The following is a 13,637-nucleotide window of genomic DNA, read 5'->3' on the forward strand; positions in this document are numbered from 1 at the left end:
CTTGGATGCGGTTGATGGAATCGAGCCGAGTCGTCTGAAGAACCTTGGTGGACGGTGGCGCGCGACGGCGCGCGGCGAGGCGCCACGAGCCGCGGCGGCGCCCGCGGCGATCACGCCGGCGGCGGCGCGCTCCCGGCGTCGCCGCCGTCCGCCTCGAGCAGCGCTGCCCGGACGCGCTCCGCCAGCGCCTCGACGTGAGGCCTGCGGAGCAGCGTGTAGTGATCGCCGCGCGCGACGTGGCTCCGCAGGCCGGGGGCCCACCTGGCCCACGCAGGCCGCGGATCCCTGCGCGGAGAGCCCTCGGCGCGGAAGAGCTCCACCCGGGCCTGCACCGCGCCGGGCACGTAGCGCGCGAGCAGCGCGGCGTTCCGCTGGAACACGTCGAGCAGCGCCTCCAGCTCGCCGAGCGTCTTCTCGCGGGGCAGCGCGCCGAGCTCCTGCGCGCGCTCCAGCAGCCACGCGGAATGGAGAGCGCCGTCGCCCAGCCCGGCGAGCTCCGCGGCGGCCGACGCGCCCGAGATGCCCGCGAGATCGGCGGCGAACTGCGCGATCGGCGGGAGATCGTCGCCGGGCTCGTCGAACGGCGGGAGGTACGCGTCGAGCAGGACGACGGCGGCGACGCGCCGCCCGCCGCGCTCGAGGACGCGGGCCATCTCGAAGGCCACGGCGCCCCCCATCGACCAGCCGCCGAGGAGGTAGGGCCCCTCGGGCTGGACGCGGCGGAGCTCGTCGCAGTAGGCCTCGGCCATCTCGCCGACGCTGCCGAGCGCGCGCGGCGGGGTCTCCAGCCCGAACGACTGGATGCCGTAGAAGGGGCGATCCCGCCCGAGCGCGCGCGCGAGGTCGGCGTAACAGAGGACGTTGCCGCCCACGGGGTGCACGAAGAAGAGCGGCGGGCGCGCGCCGCCGACGTGGAGCGGGACGACGACGGAGGCGCGGCCCGGCGGCGCCCCCTGCTGCTCGCGCAGGAGCGCCGCGAGGCCCTCGGCCGTGGGCGCGCGGAACAGGCTGGTGAGCGGGAGATCGCGGCCGAAGCGGCCGCGGATCTCGGCCATGAGCCGCACGGCGAGGAGCGAGTGCCCGCCGAGGGCGAAGAAGTCGTCGGTCACGCCGACGCCGCCCGCGCCGAGGAGCTCCTCGAACAGCGCGCAGAGCTCGAGCTCGATCCGCGTCCTCGGCAGGACGCGCGCGCCCTCCGCCCCCGCCGCGAGCGCCGCGGGCGCCGACGCCGCGAGCGCTCGACGATCGATCTTGCCGCTCGGCGTCTGCGGCCACCGCTCGAGCGGCGCGAGGACCGGCGGGACCATGTAGTCGGGCAGCCGCTCGGACAGGAACCTGCGCAGCGCGCCGGCGTCGGCGCGCCCGCCGCGCGGGACGAAGAAGGCCGCGAGCCGCACGTCACCCGGGGCGTGCTGCCGGGTGACCACCGCCGCCTCGGCCACGTCGGGGTGCGACGCGAGCACGGCCTCGATCTCGCCGAGCTCGATGCGGAAGCCCCGGATCTTGACCTGCTCGTCGAGCCGGCCGAGGAAGTCGATCTCGCCGTTCGGCAGCCATCGCACCAGGTCGCCGGTGCGGTAGAGCCGCGCGCCCTGCGCCTCGGGGAACGCCGCGCGCACGAAGCGGGACGCGGTCAGGTCGTCGCGGTTCAGGTAGCCGCGCGCGAGGCCGATCCCGCCGATGTGGAGCTCTCCGGGGACGCCGATGGGCGCCGGCTGGCCGTGGGCGTCGAGCACGTAGACCTGCGTGTTCGGCAGCGGGCGGCCGATCGTGGGCCGCGCGACGTCGGGCGCGTACTCGGCCGACGTCGCGAGCACCGTGGCCTCGGTGGGGCCGTAGCCGTTGAGGAAGCGCCGGCCCCTCGCCCAGCGCCGCGGCAGCTCCGCCGGGCACACCTCGCCGGCGACGCACAGCACGCGCAGGTCGGGCAGCGCGTCGAACGGCACCGCCATGAGCGCCGACGGGGTGAGCATCGCCATCTGGATCCGCTGCTGCCGCAGGAGATCGACGAGCCCGGGGCCGGGCATGAGCGCCTCGGCGCGCGCGAGGCACACGACGGCGCCGGCGAAGAGCGGCACGAAGATCTCCATCACGGAGACGTCGAAGCTGAGGCGGGTGAACTGGAGGACGCGGGTCCCCGGCTCCACGCCGAGCAGCTTGCGCTGCGCCTCGGCGAACGCGGAGAGCGAGCGGTGCTCGATGAGCACGCCCTTCGGGCGCCCCGTCGAGCCGGAGGTGTAGATGACGTACGCGAGGTCGTCGGGGAGCGCCCCGGCGTCGGGGTCGTCGATCCGCTCGTGCGCGAAGGCGGGCTCGCTCTCCCCGAGCCGCACGACGGGCGGCAGCGCCGCGGGCAGCGCCTCGAGGAGCTCGGCCTGGGCGATGAGCAGCGCGGGGCGCGCGTCCTCGATCATGAAGGCGAGCCGGTCGCGCGGGTAGGTCGGGTCGAGCGGGACGTACGCGCCGCCGGCCTTCAGGACCGCGAGGAGCGCCACGATCATGTTGGGCGAGCGCGGCATGCACACGCCGACCAGCGCGCCGCGCCCCACGCCGCGGGCGCGGAGGTGGTGCGCGAGCTGGTTGGCGCGCCGGTTCAGCTCGCCGTAGCTCACCGGCGCGCCCTCGAAGAGGAGCGCCGTCCGCTCGGGGGCCTGCGCGGCCTGCGCCTCGAACAGGCGGTGCGCGCACGCGGCCCCGGGGGCGGGCTGCGAGGGGCCGGCGCCGAAGGCGCGCAGCACGAGATCGCGCTCCTCGCGCCCGAGCAGCGGCAGATCGCCGACCCGCAGCTCCGGCCGCGCGGCGCTCGCCTCGAGCAGGGCCTCGAGGTGGCCTCGCCAGCGCTCGATGGTGGCGCGGTCGAACAGGTCGGCGCTGAACTCGATCCCGCCGGAGACGGCCTCGTCGCCCTCCTCCAGCGCGAGCAGGAGGTCGAACTTCGCTGTCGCTGTGTCGACGGCGAACGGCGACGCGTCGAGCTCCCCGAGCGCCCGAGGCCGCTCCGGGGCGCCCTGGAACGCGAAGGCCGCCTGGAAGAGCGGCGTGCGCCCGAGGTCGCGCTTGACCTGCAAGGCGTCCACCACCTGCTCGAACGGGACGTCCTGGTGCTCTTGGGCCTCGAGCGTGACCTGCCGGACGCGCCGCACGAGCTCGAGGAAGGTGGGGTTGTCGTCGACGCGGACGCGCAGGACGAGCATGTTGACGAAGAAGCCGACGAGCGGCTCCATCTCGACCTGCGTGCGGCCGCCGGTCGGCGAGCCGACGGCGACGCCGGCGCGGCCCGTGTACCGGTGCAGCAGGGCGACGAAGCCGGCGAGGAGCAGCATGAACATCGTCGCCCCCTCGCGCCGGCCGAGCGCGCGGAGCGCCTCGACGAGCGGCGCGGGCAGGCTCACGGGGACTGTGTCGCCGCGGTGGGAGAGGGCGCTCCCGCGCGGCCTGTCGGTGGGGAGCTCCAGCGGCTCGAGGTCGGACAGCGCGCGCTTCCAGTACTCGAGCTGCCCTCGCCACGCGTCGGCCTGCGCGCGCTGCCAGATCGCGACGTCGGCGTACTGCACGGGGAGGGGCGGCAGATCCGGCGCGCGGCCCGCGCGCGCCGCCTCGTAGAGCGCGGACAGGTCGCGGAACAGCACGGGGATCGAGCCGCCGTCGCAGGCGATGTGGTGCGCCGTGACGAGGAGCACGTGCGCCTCGTCGGAGAGGCGGAGCAGCGCCGCGCGGATCGGCGGACCCGAGGCGAGGTCGAACGGCCGGCGCGCCTCGTCCTCGGCGGCGCGCCGCGCGGCGCGCTCTCGCTCGCGCTCGGGGAGGCCGGACAGGTCGACGAGCCGCAGCTCGAGGCGCACCTCGGGGATCACGACCTGCACCGGCTGGCCGCCGCGCAGCTCGAACCGGGTGCGCAGCGCCTCGTGGCGCGCGACGAGCTGATCGAGGCCCCGCGCCAGCGCGGCGCGGTCGAGCGGGCCGCGGAGCAGGAGCCCGATCGGCATGTTGTAGACCGCCGTGCCGGGCTGGAGCTCCTCGATGAACCAGAGGCGCTGCTGGGCGTGGGAGAGCGGCGCCTCCGCGCCGCGGGGCGCCGGGCAGAGCGGCTGGAGGGCGCCGCGGCCGCCGTCCCGCCGCGCGCGATCGATGCGCTCGGCGAGGGCCGCGACCGTCGGCGCGTCGAAGGCGGCGCGCAGCGGCAGCTCGACGCCGAACAGCCGCCGCGCGCGCGCGACGACCTGGACGGCGAGGAGGGAATGCCCTCCGAGCGCGAAGAAGTCGTCGGTCGCCCCGATCCCGCCGCGGCCAAGGACCTCGCCCCACACGCCCGCGAGGGCCTGCTCGGTCGGGGTCGACGGCGCGCGCCGGCCCTCGCCGGCGACGTCCTCCCGGCTGGGCGCCGGGAGCGCCTTGCGGTCGACCTTGCCGTTGGCGTTGAGCGGCCAGGCGTCGAGCTCGACGAAGGCGGACGGGACGAACGGCTCGGGCAGCCGCTCGGCGAGGAACGCCCGCAGCGCCTGCGCGTCCAGCGGCCGCCGGGCGAGGAGGTAGGCGACGAGCCAGGGGCCGGACGGGCCGTCGTCCCGCGCGAGCACGAGCGCCTCGCGGACGTCGGGGTGCGCGGCGAGCGCGGCCTCGGTCTCCGCCGGCTCGACGCGGAAGCCGCGGATCTTCACCTGGTGATCCAGCCGGCCGAGGTACTCGAGCTCGCCGGTCGAGAGCCAGCGCGCGCGGTCGCCGGTGCGGTACATCCGCGCGCCCCTGGCCTCGTCGAGGGGGCAGGGGACGAACCGCTCGGCCGTCAGCTCGTCGCGCCCCAGGTAGCCGCGCGCGACGCCCGCGCCGGCGATGTAGATCTCGCCGGCCACGCCGACGGGCACCGGCTGGCGCCGCGCGTCGAGCACGTAGACCTGCGTGTGATCGATGGCCCTGCCGATCGTCGGGCGCGCCGCGGCGGTCACGGTCGCCTCGGTCGAGTACGTCGTGGTCTCGCTGGGGCCGTAGAGGTTCAGGAGCCGCGCGACGTGCGGGAGCGCGAGCACGTCGCGCGCGAGCGAGGCGCGGAGCGGCTCGCCGGCGAGGCACACGGTCCGCACGGACGCGGGGATGCCGGAGACCGCGAGGAGCGCCGCCGCGGCGGACGGGACCGTGTTGAGGAGCGTGACCTCGCGGGCGCGCCGGAGGGCGGGCAGCGCGAGCGCGTTGTCCGCGAGGACGACCTTGCCGCCCCAGCAGAGCGGCACGATCAGCTCGAAGACCGAGAGATCGAAGCACGTGGACGTCGACGCGAGGACGCCGGCGAGCTCCTCGTCCGAGAACGCCCGCCGCGCCCACCACGCGAGCGCGACGGCCTGGCGGTGCTCGATCACGACGGCCTTGGGTCGGCCCGTCGAGCCGGAGGTGTAGATGAGGTACGCCGCCTGGTCCGGCCGGCCCGCCTCCAGCGCGGCGCGCGCCTCGTCCTGCGCCGCGCCGGCGACGATCTCGTCGAGCAGGAGGACCTCGGCCGACCCGGTCGGCACGAGCGTCGAGAGCGCGCGCTCGGTGATGAGCAGGTGCGCGGCCGCGTCCTCCAGGATGAGCGCCAGCCGCTGGGCGGGGTAGCCCGGGTCGAGCGGCACGTGGACGCCGCCGGCCTTGAAGATGGCCCAGATGGCCACGACCATGTCGAGCGTCCGCCGCACGCACAGGCCGACGCGCGTCTCCGGCCGCACGCCATGCGCGCGCAGCCGCAGGGCGAGCGCGTCGGCGCGGCGGCGGAGCTCGCTGTAGGTGAGCTCGCCGTCGTCGGACGCCACGGCCACCGCCTCGGGCGACCGCTCGGCCTGCGCGTCGAGCAGCTCGTGCAGGCACGCGGCGGGCGGCGGCGGGGTGCTCGTCTCGTTCCACGAGATCAGCACCTCGCGCCGCTCGCGCGGCGTGAGGAGCGGGAGCTCGGCGACGCGGCCGCCCGGATCCGCGGCGGCGGCGCGGAGGATCGTCTCGTAATGCCCCGCGAGCCGCGCGACGGTCCCGGGGTCGAACAGATCGAGATCGAACTCGATGGCGCCCTCGATCGCCTCGCCGGACTCGGTGAGGAAGAGCGTCAGATCGAACCGCGCCTGCTCGGTCTCCAGCGCGACGGGCGACACCTCGACACCCGGCAGCGCGAGCGCGGGCGGGGGCACGTTCTGGAGCGCGAACATCACCTGGAACAGCGGGTTCCGGCTGAGGTCCCGCTCCACGGCGAGCGCGTCGACGACCACCTCGAACGGCAGGTCCTGGTGGGCGTACGCCTCGAGCGCGTCGGCCTTCACGCGGCCGACCAGCTCCGCGAAGGTCGGCTCGCCGTCGAGCCGCGCGCGCAGGACGAGCGTGTTCACGAACAGCCCGATGAGCGGCTCGATCTCGGTCCGCCCGCGGCCGGCCACCGGCGTGCCGACGCAGAAGTCCTCCTGGCCGCTGTAGCGGTGGAGCAGCGCCTCGAAGGCGGCGAGGAGCGTCATGAACAGCGTGGCCCCGAGCTCCTGGCTGCGGCGCCGGAGCGCGGCGGCGAGGTCGGGCGGCAGCTCGAACCGGTGCGTGCGCCCGCGGCCCGACCGCGCCGCGGGGCGGGGGCGGTCCGTGGGGAGCTCGAGCGGCGGCGCGCCGTCGAGCCTGCGCCGCCAGACCTCCCGCTCGGCCTGGAGCACGTCCGGGGTGAGCTCCTGCCGCTGCCAGGCGGCGTAGTCGGCGTACTGGACGGGCAGCGGGGCGAGCCGCGGCGCCTCCCGCCGCGCGAACGCCGCGTACGCCGCGGTGAGCTCGCTCGCGAGCACGCCGAGCGACCACCCGTCGGAGGCGATGTGGTGGAGCGTGACGAGCAGCGCGTGCTCGTCGGGCGCGAGCCTGAACAGCGACGCGCGCAGGAGCGGCCCCTTCTCCAGATGGAACGGCCTCGCGGCCTCCTCCGACGAGAGGCGCTGCAGGGCCGCCTCGCGCTCGGGCGCGGGGAGCTCCGCGAGGTCGACGAGGGGGAGGGGCCACGCGTCCGGCGCGGTGAGGAAGCGCTGGACCGGGCGGCCGTCGACGGCGTGGAGCGTGGCGCGCAGGACCTCGTGCCGCCGGACCACCTCCATGATCGCGGCCGCGAGCGCCTCCACGTCGAGCGCGCCGCGCAGCCGGAGCGCCGCGGGCACGTTGTACGTGGCGCTCTCCGGCTCGAGCTGATCGAGGAACCAGAGCCGCTGCTGCGCGAAGGACAGCGGCGCCTCCGCGCCGCGCGGCGCCGGCGAGAGCGGCCGCGGCGCCGGGCGCGCTTCCCCCCGGGTCGCTCGCTCGAGCTCCGCGGCGAGCCGGGCGACGGTCGGCGCCTCGAAGAGCGACCGGACCGCGACGTCGACGCCGAGCACGTCGCGCAGGCGGGCCGCCGCGCGCGTGGCCGAGAGCGAGTGCCCGCCGATCGCGAAGAAGTCGTCGTGCACGCCGACGCGCTCGACCCCGAGGACGGCGCGCCACACCTCGCTGATCGCCTGCTCGATGCCGGTGCGCGGCGCCGTCTGCGCCGCGAGCTCCCCGGGGGCGGTCCACGCGGGCGCGGGCAGCGCCTTGCGGTCCACCTTGCCGTTCGCGCTCAGCGGGAGGGCGTCGAGCGGGACGATCGCCGCCGGCACCATGTAGCCCGGCAGGCGCGACGCGAGCTGCTCCTTGAGCGCGCTCGGATCGAAGCCGGGTGCCTCGGTCACGACGTACGCGACGAGCCGCGGATCCCCCGGCGCGTCCTCGCGCGCGACGACAACGACGTCGCGGATCCCCGCGCACCGCGCGATGACCGACTCGATCTCGCCGAGCTCGATGCGGAAGCCGCGGAGCTTGATCTGGTGGTCGATCCGGCCCAGGAACACGAGCTCGCCGCCGGGCAGGCGCCGCACCAGATCGCCCGTCCGGTACAGGCGCGCCCCTGCCGCGCGGGAGAACGGATCCGGCAGGAACGCCGCCTCCGTGCGCTCCGGGTCGTGGAGGTACCCCCGGCCGACGCCGTCGCCTCCCACGTACAGCTCGCCGGCGACGCCGATCGGCACGGGCTGACGCCGCCGATCCAGCACGTAGAGCTGCGTGTTCTGGATCGGGCGCCCGATCGGCACGTACGCCGCGTCCTCCGGCGGGGGCTCGGCGATGACGTGCTGGGCGACGTCGTCCGAGCACTCCGTCGGGCCGTACGCGTTCATCAGCGGGATCTGCGGGTAGAGCGCGAGCCACCGGCGCGCGAGATCCGGCGCGAGCGCCTCGCCGGTGAGCATGAGCCATCGCAGGCCGTCGAGGCGCGGCCGCCACGCCGGGCGCGACTCCAGCTCGTCGAGCGCGCCGCGAAGCAGCGACGGGACGACCTCGAGGACGGTGATGCCGAGGTCCCCCACGGCGTCGAGCAGCCGCACGGGATCGGTCGCGATCTCATCCGGCACGAGCCGGCACGCCCCGCCCGCGAGCAGGGCGGAGAGGAGCTGCCACACCGAGATGTCGAAGCTGATCGGCGCTGTCTGCGCGACGACGTCCGACGGCCCGAGCCCGAGGGAGCGCACCTTCGCGAAGAGGTGGTTGAGCATCCCCCGGTGCTCGACCATCGCCCCCTTGGGCGCGCCGGTCGATCCGGACGTGAAGATGACGTACGCGAGGTGCTCCGGGCGCGCGCGGCCAGGCGCGGCGGCGCCGGGCGCCGTCGCGCCGGCGGCGAGCAGCTCGCCCGCCGAGACCGCCTCCGGCGCGGCCGGGCCCGCGGCGGCGATCTCGCCCCGCAGCGCGCCCGGGATCGCGTCGCCCACGAGCAGGAGCGGGGCGCCCGCGCGCGCGAGGATGTCGGCGTTGCGGTGCGCCGGGTGCCCGGGGTCGAGCGGCACGTACGCGCCTCCCGCCTTGAGGGCGCCGAGCGCGAGCACCGCGAAGTCGAGATCGCGCCGCGTCAGCAGGCCGACCAGGCGATCCGGGCCGACGCCGCGCGCGCAGAGCGCCTGCGCCGCCTGGTCGGAGAGGCGGTCGAGCTCCGCGTACGAGAGCCGCTGCTCGCCGCAGGCGACGGCGATCTGCGCGGGCGTCCGGGCGGCCTGCTCCCGGAAGAGGTCGTGGAAGCAGGCGTCGGGGAGGGGCGCCGCGGTGTCGTTGCAGCCCGCGATCAGGGTGCGCTCCTCGTCCGGGGTGAGCAGCGGGAGCTCGTCGATCGGGCGGTCCGGCGCCTCCGCGGCGGCGCGGAGGAGCACGCCCAGGTGACCCGCCATGCGCTCGATCTCGTCGCGCGCGAGGCGGTCCGCGCGGTACTCGAGCGCGGCGACCAGCTCTCCCTGGAGGCGCGCCACGCTGAGCCCCAGATCGAACTTCGCGGTGCCCTCCACGGCCCCGTCGGGGGCCCAGAGCACGGGCCGCCACAGCGCCCCCTCGGCGGCGCCCACGGGCGGCTCCGCCACGCTCTCCAGCACGAAGCTCGCCTGGACCAGCGCGTCCCGATCCCCCTCGCGCCGGAAGCCGGCGGCGCGCGCGATCTCGTCGAACGGCAGCTCCGCGTGCTCCATCGCCTCGGCCATGGTCCGGCGCACGCGGCGGACGAGCTCGCGGTAGCTCGGGCTCCCGCCGAGATCGACGCGCAGGACGACGGTGTTCGCGAAGAAGCCGACGATCTCCTGGTGCTCGGGGCGGCTCCGGTTGGCGACGACGACGGCGATGCCGAGGTCCTCCTGCCCCGTGGTGCGGTGCAGCAGCGCCGCGTAGATTGCCGCCAGGGCGACGAAGAGCGTCGCGTTCTCCGCGCGCGCGGCGGCGAGCGCCGCCTCGACCTGCGGCGCGGGCAGCGAGAAGCGCACCGTCCCGCCGGCGAACGGCGACGCCGCCGGGCGCCGGCGCTCGGCGCCGAGGTCGAGCCGCGGCAGCCCCTCGAGCTTCGCCTTCCAGTAGGCGCGCTCCGCGTCCATCCGCGCGAGCGCGGCCCGCTGCGCGCGCGCGTAGTCGGCGTACCCGAGGGGCGGTGCCGGCCGCGCGTCGGCCCGGCCGGCCGCGCGCGCGGCGTAGGCCGCCGCGAGATCGCGCACGAGCACCTCGATGGACCGGCCGTCGGTCACGAGGTGGTGCTGCGCGAACAGGAGCACGTGGTGGCGCTCGCCGAGCGACGCGAGGCACACCCGGAGGAGCGGCCCCTCCTCGAGCGCGAACGGCCGCTGCCCCCACGCGGCGGCGAGCGCGCGCAGGCGCTCCTCGCGCTCCTCGGCCCCCGCGCCCTCGACGCGCGCGCGGGCGAGGGGCACCGCCGCCTCGGGGAGCACGATCTGCCGGGGCTCCCCGGCGATCTCGCGGAACACCGTGCGCAGCGCCGGGTGCCGGCGGACGACGGCCGCGAGGCTCTCCTCGAGCTTCGCCTCGTCGAGCGCCCCGACGATCCGGGCGCCGAACACCACGTGGTAGATCGGGCTCTCCGGCGCGAACCGGCAGAAGAACCACAGGCGGAGCTGGTGGGAGGAGAGCTCGATCGGCTCCCCCGCCGCCGCGGCGGGCCCGGCGGCTGGCGCGGGCGCCGGCGCGTCGAGCGTCGCCGCGAGCGCCGCCGCGAGCTCCTCGACCGTCGCGGCCTGCCAGACGAGCTGCGCCGGCACCGCGACGCCGAGCAGCTCCTCGAAGCGCGCCTGCAGCTCGACGCCCGCGAGCGAGTCGAGCCCCAGCGCCATGAGCTTCGAGGTCGGGGCGACGCTCCCGACGTCCACCCGCGCGAGCCGGGCGAGCTCCTCGCGCGCCACCTCCACGAGCAGGCCCGCGCGCTCCGGCGCGGGCACCGCGCGCAGCGCGAGGCGCATCATCCGCGCCGGATCGGCCGCGGCGCGCGCCCGCTCCGCCCCCGCCGGCGCCTCCGGCGCGACCGACACGGCGAGCGTCTCGAGCGTCCCGTCCCGGAACCCCTGCGCGCACGCGTGTCGCTGGATTTTTCCACTCGACGTCTTCGGGATGGTGCGCGGGCGGAGCAGCACCACCGCGTGCGGCTGCACGTCGTGCTCCCGGGCGATCGCCGACCGCAGCGCCTCCACGACGTCCGGCGGCGCCTCGCCCCCGCCGCGCATGTCGAGCTCGGCCGCGACGCCGAGCCGCTCTTCCCCGCCGACCTCGATCGAGAACGCCGCGGCGCAGCCGGGGCGAACGCGCGGGTGCGCCGCCTCCGCCGTCCGCTCGATGTCGTCGGGGTACAGGTTCCGCCCGCGGATGACGATGAGGTCCTTGATGCGCCCGGTGACGAACAGCTCCCCTCCCGAGAGGAAGCCGAGATCTCCTGTCCGCAGGTACGGCCCGCCGTCGTCGCCCTCGAGGCGCGCGCCGAACGTGCGCGCCGTCTCCTCGGCGCGCCCCCAGTACCCGCCCGCGACGCTCGGGCCGGCGACCCAGATCTCGCCGATCTCGCCGTCCGGGCGGCGCTCGCCGCCCTCCGGCGACACGATGGCGACGCGCGACCGCGGCGCCCCCGACGACACGAGCCGCCGCGCGCCCGCGGCGGCCGGGTCCACCTCCAGCGAGACCCCCCGCGCGAGCGCGCCCGCGTCGACGCTCACGCAGGCGGGCGGCGCGGCGCGGAGGCCGCCGGAGACGAGCAGCGTCGCCTCCGCGAGCCCGTAGCACGGGTAGAACGCCTCCCGGCGGAAGCCGCAGGGCGCGAACGTCGCCGCGAACCGGTCCAGGGTCTCGGCGCGGACCGGCTCCGCGCCGTTGAACGCCACCGTCCAGGAGCGGAGGTCGAGCGCCGCCAGATCCTCGCGGGTCGCCTTGCGCGCGCACAGATCGTACGCGAAGTTCGGCCCGCCGCTCGTCGTGGCCCGGAAGCGCGAGATCGCCTGGAGCCACCGGAGCGGCCGCTCCAGGAACGCGAGCGGCGACATCAGCGTGCAGGGAAAGCCGACGAAGATCGGCTGCAGCACCTTGCCGATCAGCCCCATGTCGTGGAAGAGCGGCAGCCACCCGACGCCCGACGAGCCCGCGTCGTGCTCGAAGCCGGCGAGGATGGCGCGCTCGTTGGCCATCACGTTCGCGTGGCTCACCATCACCCCCTTGGGGTGCCCGGTGGAGCCCGACGTGTACTGGAGGAACGCGAGCGTCTCTCCCGAGATCGCCGGCGCGCGCCACGCCGACGCCGCGCCGGGCTCGATCGCGTCCGTGGCGATCCAGCGGAGCTCGGCGAGCTCCGGCGCCTGCTGCCCGAGCGCCTCTGCCATGAAGGCGATCTGCGCGGTCGACAGGACGAACCTGGCGCCCGCGTCGCGCGCGATCGCGCGGAGCCGCGGCAGGGTGCGATCCATCTGGGCGGGGTTCGGCGGGTAGGTCGGGACCGCCACGACGCCGGCGTAGACGCAGCCCATGAACGCCGCGATGAAGTCGAGCCCCGGCGCGTACAGCAGCAGCGCGCGCTCCCCGGCGCCCCCCGCCGCCTGCAGCGACGCGGCGATGGCCATCGCGCGGGCGTGGAGATCTCGATACGTCCACTCCTCCGCCCCGCCGTCCACGTCTCCTGTCGTCAGGAACCGGAAGGCGAGGGCGTCGCCCTGGGCCTCCGCGCGGGAGCGGAGGAGATCCACCAGGGTCGCGCAGCGACCCAGATCACGCAGCACATCACCGTTCATCGAAAAGCTCCAGCGCTCATTCGCGCTCATCCGCGCTCCGTCGCGCTCTGCGAGGCCCGCCCGGCGTCAGCGCGTCATGTCGAAGAAGTCGTCGATCCACACCACGTCGCCCGCCGACTCGGCGCGCGCGTAAACCCACCTCGCCACGGCGAGATCGAGCGTCCCCATCCCGAACGGCGAGAACACGATGGGCTTCGTCCGCGGCACCGCGCGCTGCCCGAGGAGCACCTCGGCGAGCGTCCCCGTCACGAAGTCGCGCCGGCCGGACTCCTGCTCTGCGAGGTGGAGCGACGTCCCGGCGCTCATCACGTGCTCGACGCTGTCCACCACGTTGAACGACGAGAGGACGATGCTTGGCGACAGGTCGCGGAGCGACAGGTGCAGCACGACCGGCCTGTGGGAGAACCAGCTCGGATCGTGGACGTGCGGCGCCCCGGCCGAGGTCGTGAACACCAGGAGATCGCTCCGCCGCGCCACCGTCTCCAGGTCCTTCGCCACCCGGACACGGCGGCGCCAGGCCGGATCGAAGGCGCCTTCCATGAACCGCTCGGGCTCGGCGGGGTTCGTGTCGTACAGGAGCACCTCCGGGATCTCCCAGCCGAGGCGCGACAGGAGCGAGACGACGTACCGGGCGATGAGCCCCGTCCCGACGATGCCCAGCGTGCCCGCGCGCCGCCCCCCGGAGAGCGCCGCCGCGGCGGAGACCGCGGAGGCCGCGGTGCGCGCCGCCGAGATGATCGACCCCTCGAGGCACGCGAACGGATACCCGTTGTCCGCGCGGTTCAGGACGATCACCGCGGACGCCCGCGGGATGCCTTGCCGGATGTTCGCCGGATAGCTGGCGATCCACTTGATCCCCGATACGGGCTCACCACCGCCGAGGTGGGCTGGGAGCGCGATGATCCGCGCGTCCGGCCGGTCAGGGAAGCGGAGGAAATAGCTGTTCGGACAGACCACCTCGCCCCGGTGGCCCGCGAGGTACACGTCCTCGACCGCCTTGACGCACTCCTCGGGGTTACCCTCGATGAGGCGTCGAATGACACTGCCAGAGACCACACCAAA

At 75.9% G+C, this 13,637-nt stretch carries 2 protein-coding genes; both read right to left on the reverse strand.

Annotated elements, in window-relative coordinates:
- Positions 1-110: 110 nt before the first annotated feature.
- Positions 111-12,563 (reverse strand): non-ribosomal peptide synthase/polyketide synthase, encoded by a 12,453-nt coding sequence (locus WME76_RS07915; protein WP_437959573.1) that lies wholly within the window; start codon positions 12,561-12,563, stop codon positions 111-113.
- Between the two features lie 78 nt (positions 12,564-12,641).
- Positions 12,642-13,631 (reverse strand): 2,3-diaminopropionate biosynthesis protein SbnB, encoded by a 990-nt coding sequence (gene sbnB, locus WME76_RS07920; RefSeq protein ID WP_437959574.1) that lies wholly within the window; start codon positions 13,629-13,631, stop codon positions 12,642-12,644.
- Positions 13,632-13,637 lie beyond the last annotated feature (6 nt).

The organism is Sorangium sp. So ce119, from assembly GCF_051524405.1.
GTDB lineage: Bacteria > Myxococcota_A > Polyangia > Polyangiales > Polyangiaceae > Sorangium > Sorangium cellulosum_G.